Annotated in this window: 15 protein-coding genes and 1 riboswitch; of the genes, 4 read left to right on the top strand and 11 right to left on the bottom strand. The window is 58.0% G+C overall.

Annotated elements, in window-relative coordinates:
- Nucleotides 1-116: 116 nt before the first annotated feature.
- Nucleotides 117-1,976, top strand: a complete 1,860-nt coding sequence (locus H8S59_RS19955) for a flavin monoamine oxidase family protein (RefSeq protein ID WP_187522555.1) — start codon at nucleotides 117-119, stop codon at nucleotides 1,974-1,976.
- A 138-nt stretch (nucleotides 1,977-2,114) separates the two neighbouring features.
- Here the strand turns inward: H8S59_RS19955 and H8S59_RS27105 are convergent, their stop codons facing one another.
- Complete coding sequence (locus H8S59_RS27105; RefSeq protein ID WP_256582464.1) at nucleotides 2,115-2,246, bottom strand: hypothetical protein; 132 nt, start codon at nucleotides 2,244-2,246, stop codon at nucleotides 2,115-2,117.
- 693 nt (nucleotides 2,247-2,939) lie between these two features.
- Between H8S59_RS27105 and H8S59_RS19960 the strand changes: the two genes are divergently transcribed.
- Complete coding sequence (locus tag H8S59_RS19960) at nucleotides 2,940-3,488, top strand: cytochrome b (RefSeq protein ID WP_187522556.1); 549 nt, start codon at nucleotides 2,940-2,942, stop codon at nucleotides 3,486-3,488.
- 27 nt (nucleotides 3,489-3,515) lie between these two features.
- Complete coding sequence (locus H8S59_RS19965) at nucleotides 3,516-4,094, top strand: YceI family protein (RefSeq protein WP_095092749.1); 579 nt, start codon at nucleotides 3,516-3,518, stop codon at nucleotides 4,092-4,094.
- A 231-nt stretch (nucleotides 4,095-4,325) separates the two neighbouring features.
- On the opposite strand, the gene rhlE2 is transcribed toward H8S59_RS19965, so the two are convergent.
- The 4 genes from rhlE2 to ahcY form a co-directional block, all read right to left on the bottom strand.
- Nucleotides 4,326-6,233, bottom strand: coding sequence for an RNA helicase RhlE2 (gene rhlE2, locus H8S59_RS19970; protein WP_187522557.1), 1,908 nt, complete (start codon nucleotides 6,231-6,233; stop codon nucleotides 4,326-4,328).
- Between the two features lie 375 nt (nucleotides 6,234-6,608).
- Complete coding sequence (locus H8S59_RS19975) at nucleotides 6,609-7,703, bottom strand: hypothetical protein (RefSeq protein WP_187522558.1); 1,095 nt, start codon at nucleotides 7,701-7,703, stop codon at nucleotides 6,609-6,611.
- A gap of 60 nt (nucleotides 7,704-7,763) precedes the next feature.
- The gene (gene metF / locus H8S59_RS19980) at nucleotides 7,764-8,609 is read right to left on the bottom strand and encodes a methylenetetrahydrofolate reductase [NAD(P)H] (protein ID WP_187522559.1); all 846 of its coding nucleotides are present in this window, start codon (nucleotides 8,607-8,609) and stop codon (nucleotides 7,764-7,766) included.
- Nucleotides 8,610-8,794: 185 nt separating this feature from the next.
- On the bottom strand, nucleotides 8,795-10,204 hold the full coding sequence (ahcY, locus tag H8S59_RS19985) for an adenosylhomocysteinase (RefSeq protein WP_095092741.1): 1,410 nt from the start codon (nucleotides 10,202-10,204) through the stop codon (nucleotides 8,795-8,797).
- Between the two features lie 22 nt (nucleotides 10,205-10,226).
- Nucleotides 10,227-10,332: riboswitch (S-adenosyl-L-homocysteine riboswitch) on the bottom strand.
- Nucleotides 10,333-10,603: 271 nt separating this feature from the next.
- Here ahcY and H8S59_RS19990 point away from each other — a divergent pair.
- Nucleotides 10,604-11,008: an acyl-CoA thioesterase gene (locus H8S59_RS19990; protein WP_087265731.1), complete on the top strand. Its 405-nt coding sequence runs from the start codon at nucleotides 10,604-10,606 to the stop codon at nucleotides 11,006-11,008.
- Between the two features lie 195 nt (nucleotides 11,009-11,203).
- Here H8S59_RS19990 and H8S59_RS19995 read toward each other — a convergent pair whose 3' ends face one another.
- From H8S59_RS19995 to ltnD, 6 genes are all read right to left on the bottom strand, one after another.
- On the bottom strand, nucleotides 11,204-12,265 hold the full coding sequence (locus H8S59_RS19995) for an alpha/beta fold hydrolase (RefSeq protein WP_187522560.1): 1,062 nt from the start codon (nucleotides 12,263-12,265) through the stop codon (nucleotides 11,204-11,206).
- A 56-nt stretch (nucleotides 12,266-12,321) separates the two neighbouring features.
- Nucleotides 12,322-13,110 carry a 2-oxo-tetronate isomerase gene (gene otnI / locus H8S59_RS20000; protein ID WP_187522561.1) on the bottom strand — a complete coding sequence of 263 codons (789 nt, stop codon included), beginning with the start codon at nucleotides 13,108-13,110 and terminating at the stop codon, nucleotides 12,322-12,324.
- Between the two features lie 21 nt (nucleotides 13,111-13,131).
- On the bottom strand, nucleotides 13,132-14,592 hold the full coding sequence (locus tag H8S59_RS20005; RefSeq protein WP_187522562.1) for a GntT/GntP/DsdX family permease: 1,461 nt from the start codon (nucleotides 14,590-14,592) through the stop codon (nucleotides 13,132-13,134).
- 85 nt (nucleotides 14,593-14,677) lie between these two features.
- Nucleotides 14,678-15,331, bottom strand: coding sequence for a 3-oxo-tetronate 4-phosphate decarboxylase (otnC, locus tag H8S59_RS20010; RefSeq protein WP_187522563.1), 654 nt, complete (start codon nucleotides 15,329-15,331; stop codon nucleotides 14,678-14,680).
- Nucleotides 15,328-16,620: a 3-oxo-tetronate kinase gene (otnK, locus tag H8S59_RS20015; protein WP_187522564.1), complete on the bottom strand. Its 1,293-nt coding sequence runs from the start codon at nucleotides 16,618-16,620 to the stop codon at nucleotides 15,328-15,330. The genes otnC and otnK overlap by 4 nt, the downstream gene beginning before the upstream one ends.
- Before the next feature lie 10 nt (nucleotides 16,621-16,630).
- Nucleotides 16,631-17,581: an L-threonate dehydrogenase gene (gene ltnD / locus H8S59_RS20020; protein WP_256582471.1), complete on the bottom strand. Its 951-nt coding sequence runs from the start codon at nucleotides 17,579-17,581 to the stop codon at nucleotides 16,631-16,633.
- Nucleotides 17,582-17,695: the final 114 nt, after the last annotated feature.

Here is a 17,695-nt window from a genome sequence, read left to right on the forward strand (position 1 = left end):
ATGGTCACCATTTCATTACTGGCAGGCCTGCTGCGGCTGGCGTATCCTTCGCGCCTCTGTGACGTATCAAGCGTCATTTACCGAAACCTCTCCCTGCTTTTTTCGGAGTCTGCTGAATGCTTTCTGGTTGGCTGCGCGCCTGTGCGCTCGTTTTAGTTGGGCTGGTCAGCGTTTCGGCGCTCGCTAATGAAAAACAAAAGACTGCGATCGTGGTCGGCGGGGGACTTTCGGGCCTGACAGCGGCGTACGAGCTGCAAGCCAAAGGCTGGCAAGTCACGCTGCTGGAAGCCAAGCCGAGCCTGGGCGGCCGTTCGGGTCTGGCCACCAGTGAGTGGATCGGCAACAGCAAGGCTCAGCCTGCGCTGAACCAGTACCTGGACCGCTTCAAGCTGAGCACCGTGCCTGCCCCCGAGTTTGTCCGCACGCCGGGCTACCTGATTGATGGCGTGTATTTCAGCAAGGCCGACCTGGCGCTCAAGCAACCGGCGACTGCCGAAGCGATCAAGCGTTACGAGGAAACCCTCGACAACCTGGCGCGCTCCATCGACAACCCGGAAAACCCGGCGTCGAACAGCACCCTGTTTGCACTGGATCAGATCAACGTGGCGAACTGGCTGGATCGTCTGACCCTGCCTGCCACCGCTCGCCAGTTGATCAATCAGGAAATTCGTACCCGCTATGACGAGCCGTCGCGCTTGTCGCTGCTGTATTTCGCCCAGCAATCGCGGGTCTATCGCAACGTTGACGACCGTGACCGCCGTGCGGCACGTCTGCCAGGAGGCAGCGCGGTGTTGGCCGAAGCCTTCGCCAAGCAAATCAAAACCATCAAGACCAACTCACCGGTTTCCGCCATCGTTCAGGAGAAGGACGGCGTAACGGTCAAGGCGGGCGCAGTTGGTTACAGCGCTGATTACGTGGTGCTGGCCGTGCCGCTTCGGGCATTGAGCAAGATTCAGATGACGCCTGCGCTGGATGCCCAGCACATGGCTGCAATCAAGAGCACTAACTACGGTTGGCGCGACCAGATCATGCTCAAGTTCAAAACGCCTGTCTGGGAAAGCAAGGCGCGCATGTCCGGCGAGATCTTCAGCAACACCGGTCTGGGCATGCTGTGGATCGAGCCTGCGACCAAGGGCGGCGCCAATGTGGTGATCAACCTGTCCGGCGATAACGCGCGGATCATGCAAGCGTTCGGTGACAAGCAACTGGTGGATCAGGTCCTGATTCGCCTGCATACGTTCTATCCACAGGCTCGCGGCGCTTACACGGGCTACGAGATCCGTCGTTACAGCGTTGACCCGTCCACGGGTGGTTCGTATCTGGCATTCGGGCCAGGGCAGATCAGTAAGTTCTGGCGTGTGTGGGAAAAGCCGATTCAGCGCGTAGTATTCGCCGGTGAGCACACGGATACGCTGTACCCAGGTACTGTGGAAGGCGCTTTGCGCACGGGTCAACGTGCTTCCAGTCAGGTTCAGGACCTGGCTGCTGGCAAGTCGTTCGAGCCGGTCAAGATTGTCCCTGCGCCAGCACCTGCTGCGAAGAAGGACGAGGGTGGTTTCTTCAGCAATATGTTTGGCGGTTCGTCTGACAAGACCGAAGCCAAAAAGCCTGAGCCAGCCAAAGCGGCTGATGAGACAAAGGCTAAAGAGAAAGGTGGTTTCTTCTCGTGCTGGTTCGGCTGTGCTGAGGAGCCTGTCGCCAAGCCTGTAGAAAAGGCACCTGAGCCAGCACCCGCTCCGGCTCCAGAGCCTGTAGCGCCAGTGGTTGCGCCTGTTGTTGCTCCGGTCAAGGCTGAGCCTGCCAAGGTCGAGCCCGCCAAAAAGGCACCTGTGAAGAAGGCTGAGCCTGCCAAGAAAACTCAGACCAAGGAGCCTGCGAAAAAGGCTCCTGCCAAAACCCCGGCCCAGATTGAAGCTGACAAGAAAGCCGCTGCCGCCAAGGCGAAAGCCAAAGCCGCCGCTGAAGCTAAAAACTGATCGGACTGCAGTAGCAAACGAAAAGGGCGCGATCTTGAAATCGCGCCCTTTTTTGTTTGGCTGGTTGACGGCGTTGCCATCGGTGAATACAGGTCGGTGTTTGCGGAAGGAGGCAATGCCTACAAAAAATGAAATTGCTTACTTGGCGCCTGTCGTCGCGAAGCTCTTGTTGCCTTCAGCACGACGATCTTCTTTGAGAACCCACTGCGGTTCGCTTCTGCACTTGTACTTCACGCCTTTACGTCGCGTGATGGTACTCACCTTGGTCAAGCATTCTTCCCGGGATGCGTAGGCGTCTCCAGCCCTTCGCTCTTCCACACAGCCTTCCATACCACTGCACATTGTCATAACGACAAAATAAACAGTCATCATCGCGGTGTTGCTCCATTGATCGATGCGATCTAAAAGTCCTGCTCCTGTGCTCGTTACTGTCTGAAGACGGGTTGCAGTGATTGATTTGGGCGCGGGCAAGAGAGGCACAGGCTCATCCCTTGTAGGCCTGTGGGGAATGCTGAGGCTTATTCAGGGAGACAACAATGGCCTAAGGCTTCCATCTGTCGGAATAACGTCACTCATTGCGAATTCATTGAATGGTGTCATTTTAATGGACGTCGACTTAGTCAGTAATTTGACTTTTTAAGGGTCTTTTGCGTGCTGGCAGATGCTTGAGTCCGCAGCGCTATCCGCGATGAAGAAAGGGCTCAGTGCCGCTCATCGTCGTTGATGAGCCGATGGTCATGGCAAGGTTTTGTTACGAAGCAATTCTGGCGATGCTGAGCTTGAGTAGCACGCGGGTTATCGCTTTTTGATCTATCAAAAATCATTGGCAATGCATGCGAACGCAGTGATGGAATTCGCGAAAAGCGTAACAATCGTATTATTCGATACTTCAAAGCAAAATTTTGCGCTTTCATTCGATAGATAAAAAGCTAGTCTGGCATCAATTCCTACAGGGTAATGGCAATGCAGTTACGCAACTCATCCTCTCGCTACGGTCTGGTCAGCATGGTGCTGCACTGGGGCGTTGCTGTTGCAGTGTTTGGTTTGTTCGCGCTAGGGCTGTGGATGGTAGGTCTGGATTATTACGACACTTGGCGTAAATCCGGACCCGATCTGCACAAAAGCATTGGCATCACGTTATTCGCCATCATGCTGTTTCGTATTGTTTGGCGCTTGCTCAGCCCGCCGCCGCCGTCTCTCGCCAGCTATGGCAAGTGGACCCGGATCGGTGCGCACGTGGGGCACATGTTTTTGTATGTCGGACTGTTTGCCGTGATGTTCGCCGGTTACCTCATTTCCACCGCCGACGGCGTGGGGATCCCGGTATTTGGTCTGTTTGAAATACCTGCGCTGGTCAGTGGTCTGCCCGATCAGGCAGAAACCGCAGGCTGGATTCACCTGTACCTGGCTTGGGTGCTGGTGGTCTTCGCAGGGCTGCATGGTCTTGCTGCACTGAAACACCACTTCATTGATCGCGATGTGACCCTCAAGCGTATGCTGGGTCGCGCTTAATTGTTCAACCAAAACGGGAATAAAAGCATGTTGAAGAAGACTCTCGCCGCACTGGCTCTTGGTACTGCACTGTTGTCTGCCGGTCAGGCGATGGCCGCTGATTACGTGATCGACAAAGAAGGCCAGCACGCTTTCGTTGACTTCAAAATCAGCCACTTGGGCTACAGCTTCATCCACGGTACGTTCAAGGACTGGAGCGGTAAGTTCAGTTTTGACGCTGCCAAGCCTGAAGCCAGCAAAATTGACGTTGAGCTGAAAACTGCCAGCCTGTTCACCAACCACGCTGAGCGTGACAAGCACATCAGCAGCAAGGACTTCCTGGACGTCGCCAAGTATCCTGAGGCCAAGTTCGTGTCCACCGCCGTTAAGTCTACCGGCGAGAAAACCGCTGACGTGACCGGCGACCTGACCCTGCACGGCGTAACCAAGCCGATCGTGATCAAGGCTACTTTCAACGGCGAAGGCAAGGATCCATGGGGCGGCTACCGTGCCGGCTTCAACGGTACTTCGACGCTTAACCTGAACGACTTCGGCATCAAAGGCCCAGGTCCTACCTCGCAAACGCTTGACCTGGAAATCAGCTTCGAAGGCGTTCAAGCCAAGTAAGCTTTCCGTTTGATCAAAAACGCCGACCTCAGGGTCGGCGTTTTTGTGTGGAATAACTTGAGCTGTGTGGTTTTTTTTGTGGGAGCGGTGCTTGCCCGCGATAAACGATAACGCGGTATGTCGTCTAGCTGCGTCTCATGTATCGCGGGCAAGCACCGCTCCCACAGAAAACTGACAGCCACACACAAAAACGCCCCGAACCAGTCGGGGCGTTTTTTGTTCCGGCTTTGCTTAACCTTCGCGGTTGCGGGTCAGCAGGGCTGGTTTTTCACCGCGTGGGCGGCTTGGCAACTGGTCGAGTTGTTCAGCGGACGGGAACCGATCGCTTTTCGACTCTTTGTGCATGATCTTCGGTTGCGGCTGGCTCTGGCTGTCGCGAGGACCGCGAACTGCCGGTTCCTGGCGGGCCGAGTCATCGCGGGCCGGACGACGGTTGCGTGGGTTCTCGTCACGACGAGCCTGACCATCGCGCGGAGCACCGTTACGTGGACCGTTGCGCTTGGCTGGCGGTGTACCGGTGGTTGCGCCGCCGCTGCGCGGTCCGCTTGGACGAGGGCCACGTGCGGCAGGCGCTGCACCTGTCGCCGCGCCTGTGCCAGTGGCTGGAGCGCCTGGGCGACGACCACGGCCCTGGTTCTTGTCCTTATACGGACTGACGTAATCAGCGCGGTTGCCGAAGTTATCCACTTCGTCATCCAGAAACTCGTCCGGGGCACGATCTGCAGCCGGGCGCGGCGTAGATGCGCGCGGATTCGACGCTCGCTGCTCGCGAGCCGGAGCGCCTTCACCGCGAGGCTTCTGCTGTTCACGCGGCTTGCGGGCCGGGCGTTCGCCAGCAGCGGCTGCCGGTTTTTCCTTGCCCTTATCCTTGCCTTTGTCTTTACGGCCACCGCCACCGCCGTTCGGACCATCGCCACGCGGACCGCGCGGATTGCGTGAGTTACGCACATCCGGACGCTCGCGAACTTCAGGCTTCTCGGCTTCTACTGCGGACATGTCGAAGCCCATCAGATCGCCATCGGCAATCTTCTGTTTGGTCATGCGCTCGATGCTTTTCAGCAGTTTTTCTTCGTCCGGAGCAACCAGCGAAATCGCTTCGCCGTTACGACCTGCACGGCCTGTACGGCCGATGCGGTGAACATAGTCCTCGTCGACGTTTGGCAGTTCGAAGTTGACCACGTGCGGCAACTGATCGATATCCAGGCCGCGAGCGGCGATATCGGTCGCAACCATGATGCGTACTTCACCGGCCTTGAAATCGGCCAGCGCTTTGGTGCGAGCGTTCTGGCTCTTGTTACCGTGGATCGCCACAGCGGTCAGGCCGTGCTTGTCCAGGTACTCGGCCAGACGGTTTGCACCGTGTTTGGTACGAGTGAAGACCAGCACTTGCTCCCAGGCACCTTGAGTGATCAGGTGCGCCAGCAGAGAGCGCTTGTGGTTGGCGGGCAGGCGGAACACCCGTTGCTCGATACGCTCGACCGTGGTGTTCGGCGGCGTGACTTCGATGCGTTCCGGGTTGTGCAACAGCTTGCCTGCCAACGCCGTGATGTCGTTGGAAAACGTTGCCGAGAACAGCAGGTTCTGACGCTTGGCGGGCAGACGTGCGAGCACTTTCTTCACGTCGTGTACGAAGCCCATGTCGAGCATCCGGTCGGCTTCATCGAGCACGAGGATTTCAACGTGGGACAGGTCGACACTGCCTTGACCGGCCAGATCGAGCAGGCGGCCCGGGCAGGCCACCAATACGTCTACGCCACGGGCCATGGCTTGAACCTGAGGGTTCATGCCGACGCCACCGAAGATGCAGGCGCTGACGAACTTCAGGTCGCGGGCGTACAGCTTGAAGCTGTCATGCACCTGGGCGGCGAGTTCGCGAGTCGGGGTCAGGACCAGTACGCGGGGTTGGCGCGGGCCGTGACGTTGAGATTTGTCCGGATGACCGTTGGGAAACAACCGTTCCAGAATCGGAAGGGCGAAACCACCGGTTTTACCAGTACCTGTCTGGGCGGCAACCATCAGGTCGCGACCTTGCAACACGGCGGGAATGGCCCGCTGTTGCACCGGAGTAGGCTGGGTATAGCCCGCTGCCTCGATGGCGCGAACTAGAGCCTCGGAGAGACCGAGGGAAGCAAAGGACATGAGTAATCCTGTTTTAGTTAGAGCTTATGCTCAAAGGGAAGTCTTGCCTGGCGCGAATGGCGTTCAGGCTTCGTCGAAACTGCCTGAGCGTCGACCATGCTGTTCGGTGAACAGGTGATCGCGGCTCGGTGTTTTCGTTCAAGCTTTGGAGAACGCAGTCCCGTCCGGTCCTGCTGGGTCTTCAGTACATCTCGTGACGCTGCGCAATGAAAGAAGATGCGCTATTGGCGTGATCGAGGAGCCTGAAACAAGACCGAGCATCCGGGCGTAAGCCTGGCGGGAAGGCCGGAGTATAACAGAGCAAACGCCAAGCGCTGCTTTCCTGCTGCTCAACGGTGCCATTAGTTGATGACGGAGTACAGCAGGTTCTCGCAATTACCGGTCAGAACCCTGCATCAGATGTTTGTGAACGGCTTCTCGGCGAGGTCCCAGCAATGTGCGAAGTACCCAGTGATTCAACCACTGCTCAAGTTGCACGGATTCCATCGGCTGCTTTTGGCGTTTTTCGGCGTTTTCTCGAGCTTTGTCCCACCATACGGTGCAGCACGCCCGATCAAATTTGTTGCGGTGTGTGTAGCAGCCGTAAAGGATCTCAAGGGCAAACTGACGTTGCTCGCGTGGCGCGAACAGCGTCGCCGTTTTGTACATCGAACGCTGCCAGGCGGGCGGACGTGGCACCACAGTACTGACGCGCCGGGTATCATCCTGCGCCTTGCTGTGGGCAGGATCATCTGCGTGTTCCAGCAACCATGCGTTTATCTTGGCTCTGAACAGTTGCTTGCGGCTCCAGTAATGGTGAACGAGGTCCGTACACTGTTCGATCTGCATGTTGTTGTAAGCAGCCATGCCAAGGCAGAACTCTTCGAGGCTGTAGGCTTTATTGGCCAGCGGATAAAACTCGTCCATCAGGGCAATGGACCTGTCCAGCAACTGGGCATCGTCCCGGGTCAGACCAATCACCCCGGAATTGATCATGGGCATCTGGTCGTCAGCGAGGCCTCTTGACTGCAGTGTCGACGCCAGCGCTTTGTAGAGCTTTGATTCCCGGTTCGAGCCGTAACTTCCTGCAATCGCATTGCAGAGCAGCGTGCCGGGTTTTACGCGATCGAAGAGTGCGTAGGGAGTGGTGTTGAAAATGGTGTCTGTATCGATCAGTAATGCGCGCTCGGATTCTTCAAGCACAAGGCGCACGACGACATGCTTGGCGCGGAAATGATAGCCATGAGGCTCGCTCCATGCCTTGCGGGTTTCTGCATCCAGGGCACGTATACGTATCGGTAGATTCTGATAGGGCAGTGGGTCGTCAGTGAATACCTGGATGTCGAATGCCTGATCCGGTTGCTGACGCTTGCAGGCCAAGGCGCTGGCGATACTGAACACCGCCTCCTGATGATAGGTTTGTGCGCCGAACACCAGATAGATGAGTTGCGGCGTGGAGGTTTTATTTTCAGATGGTGAAATCAACGACATGCGTCCAGGCAATCGTAGGTCCTGACACTCAAGACCTACACCGTAAAAAAGCCGCGTATCTTAACGCGGCAACTTCAGGTTATTCCAGACTGCCAGACTCGGTTCGGCCTGGTTCAGGGTATAGAAGTGCAGCCCTGGCGCGCCACCTTGCAGCAGGCGTTCGCACATTTCGGTGATGACCTGTTCGCCAAACGCCTGGATGCTTTGCACGTCGTCGCCGTAGGCCTCCAGTTGCTTGCGGATCCAGCGCGGGATTTCCGCACCGCAGGCATCGGAGAAGCGCGCGAGCTTGCTGTAGTTGGTGATCGGCATGATGCCCGGCACGATGGGCAGGGTAACGCCTTTCTTCTGTACGCGTTCCAGAAAATGGAAGTAGCTGTCGGCGTTGAAGAAATACTGGGTGATTGCGCTGTCTGCACCGGCCTGGGCCTTGTGCACGAAGTTCTTCACGTCGTCATCGAAATTGCGGGCCTGAGGGTGCATCTCAGGATAAGCCGCCACTTCAATGTGGAAATGGCTCCCGGTCTCTTCACGAATGAAAGACACCAGGTCGCTCGCGTAGCGCAGTTCGCCACTGGCAACGCCCATACCCGAAGGCAGGTCGCCGCGCAGGGCAACGATGCGCTTGATGCCAGCTTCCTTGTACTGGTTCAGCAGGGCGCGCAAGTCGGCCTTGCTGTCGCCAACACAGGACAGATGCGGAGCGGACGGCACGTTCACGTCGTTTTGCAGCTGCAGGACGGTGTTGATCGTACCGTCGCGGGTGGATCCACCGGCACCGTAAGTGCAGGAGAAGAAAGCGGGGTTGTAACTGGCTAGCTGACGAGCAACGTTCAGAAGCTTTTCATGGCCAGCCTCGGTCTTCGTCGGGAAGAATTCGAAGCTGAAGCTGCGGTCTTGGGACATGGTGGAGGGAACCTCCAGCTACAAGCTGCAAGCTAAAAGCTGCAAGAGGGCAATGCGCCCAATCTTGTCACCAAAGCTTGCAGCTCACGGCTGCGTAAAAACGATAAAGAAACAAGCGTCAAACCCAAGCCACAAGTAAATGAAACGCTTTTACTTGCCGCTTGAGGCTTGAAGCTTACCGCTGCTTAGTAGCGATACGCGTGCGGCTTGAACGGACCTTCAACAGCCACGCCGATGTAGTCGGCCTGGGTCTTGGTCAGTTTGGTCACAACGCCGCCGAAGCCGCGAACCATTTCCAGGGCCACTTCTTCGTCGAGTTTCTTCGGCAGTACTTCAACGGTCAGACGCTCGGCTTTTTGAGCCGGGGACAGATCGGCGTACTTCTGACCGAACAGGAAGATCTGCGCCAGAACCTGGTTGGCGAACGAACCGTCCATGATGCGGCTTGGGTGACCTGTGGCGTTGCCCAGGTTAACCAGACGGCCTTCGGCCAGCAGGATCAGGTAGTCGTCGTTCTGGGCATCGAATGCGCCAGGGCCGGTACGGTGGATCTTGTGTACCTGTGGCTTCACTTCTTCCCATGCCCAGTTCTTGCGCATGAAAGCGGTGTCGATTTCGTTGTCGAAGTGACCGATGTTGCAGACCACAGCGCGTTTTTTCAGCGCTTTGAGCATGTTCGAGTCGCAAACGTTGACGTTACCCGTAGTGGTCACGATCAGGTCGATCTTGCCCAGCAGAGCTTTGTCGATGCTTGCCTCGGTGCCGTCGTTTTCACCGTCGATGAACGGCGAAACCAGTTCGAAACCGTCCATGCAGGCTTGCATGGCGCAGATTGGGTCGACTTCAGTGACTTTAACGATCATGCCTTCCTGACGCAGGGATTGAGCCGAGCCCTTGCCCACGTCGCCATAACCGATAACCAGTGCTTGCTTGCCCGACAGCAGGTGGTCAGTACCACGCTTGATGGCGTCGTTCAGGCTGTGACGGCAGCCGTACTTGTTGTCGTTCTTGCTCTTGGTTACCGAGTCGTTGACGTTGATGGCCGGGATTTTCAGCTCGCCTTTGGCCAGCATGTCCAGCAGGCGGTGAACGCCAGTGGTGGTCTCTTCGGTCACGCCGTGAACGCGGTCCAGAATGGCCGGATATTTCTTGTGCAGCAGCTCGGTCAGGTCGCCGCCGTCGTCGAGGATCATGTTGGCATCCCAAGGCGCGCCATCTTTCAGGATGGTTTGCTCAAGGCACCACTCGTATTCTTCTTCGGTTTCGCCTTTCCAGGCGAACACAGGAATACCGGCAGCAGCAATGGCAGCAGCGGCCTGGTCTTGAGTGGAGAAAATGTTGCAGGACGACCAGCGAACTTCGGCACCCAGGGCAACCAGGGTTTCGATCAGTACGGCAGTCTGAATGGTCATGTGGATGCAGCCGAGAATCTTCGCGCCCTTGAGCGGTTGCTCGCCGGCGTATTTGCGGCGCAGGCCCATCAGGGCAGGCATTTCGGATTCAGCGATGATGGTTTCGCGACGACCCCAGGCAGCCAGGGACATGTCGGCTACTTTGTAGTCGGAAAAATCTGCGGGCGTAAGTACTGCACTCATTAGAGAGTCTCCATTCGTAGTGTGCGAATGGGCGCCGTTGTGCGTTTAAGGTTCGACAGGGACAACCCGGTCAAACAACGCCCCATCCGAGCCTGACAGGAAAACCTGCTGCAGCGCCCCTCGGACAGGTGGCGGGAACGGTATCAACTGAAGATGACCGTTTTGAAACGGTGGGGATTATAGCCAAGCTGACTCATCTTCCCAATGTTTTCTATCGGCGGATGCTTGGCTAACTTCAACCCGATCATTGAAAAAGTGCAGTAAAGCGGACGGAGGGCATGGCCGTAACGTGCTCAATCAACGTGGCCCTATCAATTCAATAGGGAGCGATGGCTGTGCTGATATCAGCTGTGTCTGCCATGATGACCGGCATCAATCGGCAGACGATCAGGAGCAGACATGAACTTCCACACTCGCAAGTGGGTTAAACCTGAAGACCTCAACCCCAACGGCACCCTGTTCGGTGGCAGCCTGTTGCGCTGGATTGATGAGGAAGCGGCGATTTACGCCATCGTGCAGTTGGGCAACCAGCGCGTGGTGACCAAGTACATCTCTGAAATCAATTTTGTCAGCGCCTCGCGCCAGGGCGACATCATCGAGCTGGGTATCACCGCCACCGAATTTGGCCGTACCTCGATCACGCTGACCTGTCAGGTGCGCAACAAGATCACCCGCAAGAGCATCCTGACGGTTGAAAAGATGGTGTTCGTCAACCTTGGCGAAGACGGCCTGCCAGCGCCGCACGGCAAGACCGAAATCACCTACGTGAAAGATCAGTTCAAGGAAGAGGCGATCGACGAATAAACCGAAGCGGCCGGTCTTGTCTGGAAATGCGGTCTCCTGTGGGAGCGGTGCTTGCCCGCGATGAGGCTGGACGCGGTTCACTTAAGATCGCGGTGTCCCTATCGCGGGCAAGCACCGCTCCCACAGGGTTTTGCGTCGTCTATCAGCTCGCAGGCAAACATCGAGTCTCCCGCTGAAAGACAGATCTCAATACCATCAAGGCCGCGCAGTAGCTTTCATGAACTCACCCAGGGGTTCAGAATAAAAGCGGGCCATGTTGGTCGTGCCGTGTCCGCGGGTTTCAGCGCTGGCAGGAATCAATACCAGACGTGCGTTCTTCAACTGCGCCAAGGATTTCTGCATCGTCCCGGTCTCAGGTGGATTGCGCTCGTCGTCTGCACTGTTGATTGCCAGCACCGGCGCTTTGATTGCCGAGAGCTTTGGCGAGACATCGTAGTCCGCCGAGGACTGCCATTGATAAATGAAATCGTTGGCATCCCCCGGCAGCGGCGCTGCCAGCTTTTCATCAACCAGTTTGTCTGCCTGCGCTCGTGTAGGCGCCAGGGCCTGATAAGCAAGGGTGCCACCGCTGGTTCCGAAGCCAAACATCACATTAGCCAGACGAAGCGAAGGCGGCGGGCTGGTGTAATTCCCCTCGTTCCAGGCCGGGTCCTGCTTGATGGATTCGATCAGCATGCGCCGCATGATCCAGTTGCGCGCCGACATCGCTGTGGGCTGCGAGGCCATCGGTACCAGAGCGTCCATCATGTCCGGCCATTTCTGACCCCACATCCAGGTCTGCATGCCACCCATGGAATTGCCCATGACCAGCCGCAAATGCTTGATGCCCATCCCTTCGGTCAGCAGGCGATACTGCGCCTCAACCATGTCGTCGTAATTGTAAGCAGGAAACTTCATGCGCAAACCGTCAGAAGGTTTGCTCGACTTGCCGACGCCGATGCCATCGGGTGCGATGATGTAGTACTTGCTGGCGTCCAGAGGCTGTCCCGGACCAAACAGCTCACCTCCAAACTCCTTGCCCATCATGTCACTGGCGGGGCGATTGGTGCCGTGCAGATAGAGCACCGCCGGGTTCTTGGGATCGCCGACGGTGATGTAACTCATCCGCAGGTTCTCCAGTTTTTCACCGGTGTGGAAAGTGAAGCTGGGTGCTGTCCATACCGCTTCCACTGCTGCTGGAACGCTTGCCGCAAAGGCCATCCCCGTCTGCGCTACGATCAGCAGCGCAGCGCACAGGCCACTTTTGAATCCTCGCATGGTCAGTTCCTCTTTTTATTTTTATGAGGTTTAGGTGTTGCCGAGGCCAACTGTAATCAGCGCTTGAGGCTCTGCCAATCGCGCAGCCACTGCAGGCCAGTGCTGGTGTCGCCTTTGGGCCGGTATTCGCAGCCAATCCAGCCGGTGTAACCCAGGCGATCGATTTCTTCGAACAGCCAGTTGTAGTTCAGCTCGCCCAGATTCGGCTCGTGACGATCCGGCACGCCAGCAATCTGGATATGACCGACGCCAGCGAAGTCACGACGCAGTTTGGAGATCACATCGCCTTCAACGATCTGGCAATGATAGAAGTCGAACTGCACCTTGAGGTTGGCCGCGCCGACTTCCTTGCAGATGGCTTGCGCCTGATCCTGACGATTCAGAAAGAACCCAGGCATGTCACGGGTATTGATCGGTTCGATCAGCACGGTGATGCCCGCCTTGGCAGCTTGTTCAGCAGCGTAGGCAAGGTTTTCCAGGTATACCGCCTGATGGCGTTCACGCAATTCTTCACTGGGCAGCAAGCCCGCCATGACGTGAATCCGGTCGTTGCCTAGCACGTCTGCGTATTCCAGCGCACGAGCGATGCCGGTGCGAAACTCTTCTTCGCGCCCGGGCAACGAAGCAATGCCGCGTTCGCCTGCCGCCCAGTCTCCGGGCGGAGCATTGAACAGCGCTTGCACCAGCCCGTTGTCGCTCAGGCGCTGCTTGAGCTCCTGAGTGCTGTAGTCGTACGGAAACAGATACTCGACGGCGCCGAAACCATCGGCGGCCGCTGCGCTGAAGCGCTCGAGAAAATCATGTTGCGGGTAGAGCATGCTGAGGTTGGCAGCGAAACGAGGCATGTGAACTCCAGTCTTGTTGGATCAGACGAATGGCCAGATCACCAGGGTCGCGAGGAAGCCCAGGGTGCCGAGGATAGTAACCAGCACGGTCCAGGTACGCAGGCCGTCGGCGACATTAAGGCCAGCCAGTTTGGTGAACATCCAGTAACCGGCGTCGTTGATGTGCGACATTGCCAGACCGCCACCGCCCATGGCCAGGCACAGCAGCGCCAGGTGGTTTGGGGTCAGGTTCAGGGTTGCGATCAGCGGGCTGAGAATACCGGCCGTGGTTACCAGGGCAACGGTAGTGGAACCTTGCACGGCGCGCAGCAGCAGGGTCAGCAGGAAGCCCAGCGCCAGTACCGGCAGGCCGGTGGTACGCAGTGCTTCGGAGACGACAGCGCCGATACCGGTATCCACCAGCACTTTGCCGAAGACGCCACCGGCACCGGCGATCAGGATCACCATGGCCACACCCGGCAGCGCCGAACCGATCACGTCCGACACCTGAGTGCGGCTCCAGCCACGGCGAGTACCCAGCAACCATGCACAGAGCAGGGTGTCGATCAGCAGCGCAACCAGCGGCGCGCCCAGTACAGTCAGAATGCTGCGCAGTGTCGAATCGACAGGCAACATAGTGGTAGCCAGTGTGCCCAACAGAATCAATACGATTGGCAGCAGGATCAGGCCGATGATCAAACCGAAGCCAGGCGCCGGAGCGGGCGGCAGCGATGCGGCAAGACTGCTGGCGCTTTCTTCCATACCCGGCTTGCTCGAATGCGTCGCTTCGCTGCTGGTGTTGGAGTAGTCGCCGTTATGCCAGGCTTGCAGATCGGCGTTGGTCATATGCGGGCCGTAGACTTCGGCACGGATATCGTCCGTCATCGGGTAGAACTTGCGGGTCATGCGGCCAGCAATGAAGTAACCGACCAGGCTCAGGACCGCAACCATCGGAATACCAAACATCAGTACGCGACCCAGGTCTGCACCCAACTGACCGGCAGCGGCCACAGCACCCGGATGCGGCGGCAGAAAGGCATGCACCGCCAGCAATGCCGCACACATCGGCAAGGCGAACAGCAACAGTGGTTTACGTGCCGCACGGGCGACGCCATAGGCCAGCGGCATGAGAATGATCACGCCCACTTCGAAGAACACCGGAATACCGACGATGAAACCGGCAACGGTCAGTGCCAGCGGCGTGCGCCGATTGCCGAAGCGGTTGATCAGGGTTTTCGCCAATGCTTCGGCACCACCGGACAGCTCGATGATGCGTCCGATCATCGCGCCCAAGGCAATGATGATCGCGATGTGACCGAGGGTTTTGCCCATGCCGCCTTCAATGGTGGCAACTAGATCAGCCGGTTTCACACCCGCGACCAGTGCAACAATGATGCTCACCAGCATCAACGCCACGAACGGCTGGAATTTGTATTTGAGGACCAGGAACAGCAGCAGCGCGATGCCCGCGCCCGCAATCAACATCAGCATTAGTGGCGTCATACTTTAAAGTCCCATTGTTATTGTTTTCCGGCTGGGCCGGGTCTTGTCGAAGGCCGCTGAACGGCCCCCAATCAAATGCCTTGAACTACCACTTGGCCCCAAAAACCTCGCGCAACTCGTCCAGTGCAGCCTGGTCGAGCGGAGCGGGTTTGGGGTGGGTCATCAACCAGAGTCGAGCGGTTTCTTCCAGTTCTTCAAGGGCGTAGGCGGCCTTGGCAACCGAGCTTTCCCAGATAACCGGTCCGAGCCGTTCGAGCATCACGCCGCGCACACTGTTGGCCAGTTGCGCAACGCGCTGGGCGACTTTCGGCGAGCCGGGACGCTCATAACCAATGAGCGGAATCTGCCCGACTTTCATCACCTGATAAGGCGTCAGTGGCGGCAGGATGTTGTCCTCCTGCCAGACGCCCGCCAGGGTTAGCGCAACCAGATGGGTGGAGTGGGTATGCACCACGCCGCCCACACCCGGATTGCGGTCGTAGACCTCGCGATGCAGCGCGAGGGTCTTCGAAGGTTTGCTGCCCGACACCCATTCACCGGCCAGATTGACCTTGGCAATTTCGGTCGGATCGAGGCGACCCAGGCAGGCGTCGGTTGGCGTGATCAGCCAGCCGTCATCGAGCCGCGCGCTGATATTCCCGGCGCTGCCAACGGTATAGCCGCGGCCATACAGCAGCCTGCCGATGTCGCAAATCTCTTCGCGAAGCTTGTTTTCTGCACGTTGGTTATCAGCGCTCATGGGGCTTCCCCCGCCAGTTGCTTGAGGGCTTTGCTGAAAAAGTCACGGCCACCGAAGTTGCCGGACTTGAGTGCCAATGCCAGCGGTTGAGCGCCACTGCTGACTGTGGCCGGAACACCCGGATCAATCTGCGCACCAATCTTCAGCAGTTGCACGCCCAAGGCCTGAACCACAGCGCCGGAGGTTTCACCGCCCGCGACCACGAAGCGGCGCACGCCAGCATTAAGCAAACCTTTCGCGATTTGCCCCAGAGCGTCTTCAACCAGAGCACCTGCGCGTTTAACGCCCAGTTGCTGTTGTACGGCTTTGACTTCGTTTGGCGAGCTGGTGGCGTAGATCAGCACGGTTTCGCCTGCTTTGCGGGCGAACTCCAGCGCCTGCTCAACCACCGGACGGCCAGCGGCCAGCTCCAAGGGATTGATGCGCAGGGCAGGGCGATTGGCTTCAAGCCATGCCGCGACCTGACCGTTGGTGGCGACCGAAGCGCTACCTGCCAACACCACTTCCCCACCCACAACCGGCTCAAGTTTGGCGGCGTCGATGTCACGCAATTTGCCCGCCTTGCGGAAGTTGCCGGGCAAGCCCAGGGCCAGGCCCGAACCACCGGTCAGCAATGGCAGGTCGGCGCAGGCTTCGCCCAGGGTGTAGAGATCGGCATCGGACAGCGCATCGGCAATCGCCATGCTCACGCCGTCAGCGCGCAACTCGGCAATTTTGCTGCGCACGCCGTCAACACCTTTGGCGATGCTGTCGTAGCGCAGCAGGCCGACTTTCTGCTGGGTTTGCGATTGCAGCACGCGCACCAGATTGGCGTCGGTCATCGGCGTCAGCGGGTGGTGCTGCATGCCGCATTCATTCAGTAACTGGTCCTGAACGAACAAGTGGCCGCGGAAGATCGTGCGACCGTTTTCCGGGAACGCCGGACACGCCAGGGTGAAATCGCTGCCGAGTTTTTTCAGCAGTGCTTCGCTGACCTGACCGATGTTGCCAGCGGCGGTGGAGTCGAAGGTCGAGCAATACTTGAAGAAAATCTGCTCACAGCCACGCTCGCGCAGCCATTCCAGCGCAGCGAGGGATTCCTCGACGGCTTCGGCGGCAGGCGTGGTGCGGGATTTCAAGGCAATGACGATGGCGTCGGCGTCCAGATCGGCCGCCATTTCAGCGGTCGGAATGCCGATGCTTTGCACGGTACGCATGCCGCCACGCACCAGCATGTTGGCCAGGTCGGTGGCGCCGGTGAAATCGTCGGCGATGCAGCCCAGCAACGGGCGCACAGGAGAATTACTCATCGGTTGCCCCTTAAGCTTGTTCTGGCTTGGCTTTCGGCAATTCGATGCCCGGGAAAATCTTGATCACGGCGGAGTCATCTTCACGACCGTAACCGGCGCTGGAAGCCTGCATGAACATCTGGTGTGCGGTGGCTGACAGCGGCAGCGGGAATTTGCTGGTGCGAGCGGTATCCAGTACGAGGCCCAGATCCTTGACGAAGATATCCACAGCCGACAGCGGTGTGTAATCAGCTTTGAGAATGTGCGGCACACGGTTCTCGAACATCCACGAGTTGCCCGCGCTGTTGGTGATCACTTCGTAAAGCGCGTCGGCATCGACACCTTCACGCAGGCCCAGCGCCATGGCTTCGGCGCTGGCTGCGATGTGAACACCGGCCAGCAACTGGTTGATGATTTTGACTTTGGAACCCAGCCCGTGAACGTCGCCCAGGCGATAAACCTTGCCTGCCATACCGTCCAGAATGGCCTGGGCCTTGGCGTACGATTCAGCCGGGCCGGAGGTCATCATGGTCATCTGGCCCGCAGCCGCTTTGGCTGCGCCGCCGGAGATCGGGGCATCGAGGTACAGCAGGTTCTGCGAGGCCAGACGTTCGCCCAACTCGACCGCGAAGGTCGGTGCGACGGTGGCGCAACCGATAACCAGGCTGCCGGGACGCAGTGCTGCAATGGCACCGTTCTCACCGAACAGTACGGTTTCGGTCTGCTCAGCGTTGACCACAACGGTGATGATCACATCACAAGCGGCTGCCATGGCAGCAGGGGAGGCGCAGGCAACGCCGCCTTCGGTGGCGAACTGCTCGGTGACACTAGCGCGGACATCACACGCATGCACATTGAAACCACTGCGCAGCAACGAGCGGGCAATGCCCAAACCCATCGCACCCAAGCCAATAACGCCGACATTCTTGTTAGTCATGCTGTCTTCCTCGGATGGTTGCCGATGCTCGTCACTGCCAGCAATCGGTCGGAATTGTTCTGATCTGTGAATCCGATAGTGAATCAGTGAGCGGATAATGTGAAGTATTATTTATTGTTCACATGGATTCACATTAGTGGAGCGCAGATATTTTGATGT

The sequence above is a fragment of the Pseudomonas folii genome (assembly GCF_014357575.1).
GTDB classification, from domain to species: Bacteria; Pseudomonadota; Gammaproteobacteria; order Pseudomonadales; family Pseudomonadaceae; genus Aquipseudomonas; species Aquipseudomonas folii.